General features: G+C 63.9%; 2 protein-coding genes and 1 pseudogene. All 3 read left to right on the top strand.

What is annotated here, in order from left to right; genetic code table 11:
• Positions 1–517: indole-3-glycerol phosphate synthase TrpC (locus EN906_RS34670; protein WP_164777635.1), on the top strand; the 517-nt coding region annotated here is incomplete at its 5' end.
• A 2-nt stretch (positions 518–519) separates the two neighbouring features.
• Positions 520–1,002, top strand: a complete 483-nt coding sequence (gene moaC, locus EN906_RS34665; RefSeq protein ID WP_127271357.1) for a cyclic pyranopterin monophosphate synthase MoaC — start codon at positions 520–522, stop codon at positions 1,000–1,002.
• A pseudogene (locus EN906_RS34660) lies at positions 1,002–1,194 on the top strand (molybdopterin molybdenumtransferase MoeA); the annotation flags it as partial. The gene moaC and the pseudogene EN906_RS34660, both read left to right, overlap by 1 nt.

Raw genomic sequence — 1,194 nt, 5'->3', positions numbered from 1 at the left:
CTTCCAGGGTGCGCCCGAATTTCTCACCCGGGCGCGAGCCGCCGTCGCGCTGCCGGCGCTGCGCAAGGATTTCCTGTTCGATCCGTATCAGGTCTACGAAGCCCGCGCCTGGGGCGCGGATGCCATCCTGATCATCATGGCCAGTGTCGACGACGTCCTGGCCAGCGAGCTCGAGGCGACGGCCTTCGAACTCGGCATGGATGCACTGGTCGAAGTGCACGACGAGACCGAGACGCAGCGCGCGCTAAAACTGTCGTCGCGGCTGATCGGCATCAACAACCGCAATCTGCGCACATTCGAGACCAGCCTCGACACTTCCATGCGGCTGGCGACGATGGTTCCGGCCGACCGCTTGCTGGTCAGCGAGAGCGGTATTTTCTCGCATGACGACTGCCTCAGGCTGCAAAAGAGCGACATCGGCACTTTTCTTGTCGGCGAGAGCCTGATGCGGCAACAGGACGTCACCGCGGCGACGCGCCTGCTTCTGACAGGCAAGGCTTTGGCCGAGGCCATCTGACGATGGTATCGGGCCTTACCCATCTCGGCGCGCAGGGCGAGGCCAACATGGTCGACGTCGGCGACAAGGACGAAACAACGCGCACGGCGATCGCCGAAGGCTTTGTCGCGATGCAGCCCGAGACGCTGAAGATGATCCTCGCCGGCAACGCCAAGAAGGGCGATGTGCTCGGCACTGCGCGCATCGCCGGTATCATGGCGGCGAAGAAGACGCATGAACTGATCCCGCTCTGCCACCCGCTGCTTTTGACCAAGGTTTCCGTCGACATCGAGCCCGACCATGCTTTGCCGGGCCTGAAGGTCACCGCACTGGCGCGCGTCACCGGCAAGACGGGTGTCGAGATGGAAGCGCTGACGGCTGCCTCGGTCGCCTGCCTGACCATCTACGACATGGCCAAAGCAGTAGACCGCGCCATGGTCATCACCGGCATCCGCCTGGTCGAAAAGACCGGTGGCAAGTCGGGTGACTACAAGGCGAGCGCCTGATGGCGCTGGTTCCTATCGCGGAGGCGCTTGAACGCCTGCTTGATGGCGCGGCGCCTCTAGCCGGCGAAAGCGTTCCCCTGTTCGAGGCTGTGGATCGTGTTCTGGCGGAACCGGTCGTAGCACTTCGCACCCAGCCGCCTTTCAATGCTTCCGCCATGGACGGCTATGCAGCGCGCGCCGCCGACGTGACGT

Source organism: Mesorhizobium sp. M7A.F.Ca.CA.004.06.1.1 (genome assembly GCF_003999135.1).
Classification (GTDB): domain Bacteria; phylum Pseudomonadota; class Alphaproteobacteria; order Rhizobiales; family Rhizobiaceae; genus Mesorhizobium.
Note: the sequence above shows the minus strand (reverse complement) of the source record. Positions and strands in the feature narration are given on the sequence as shown.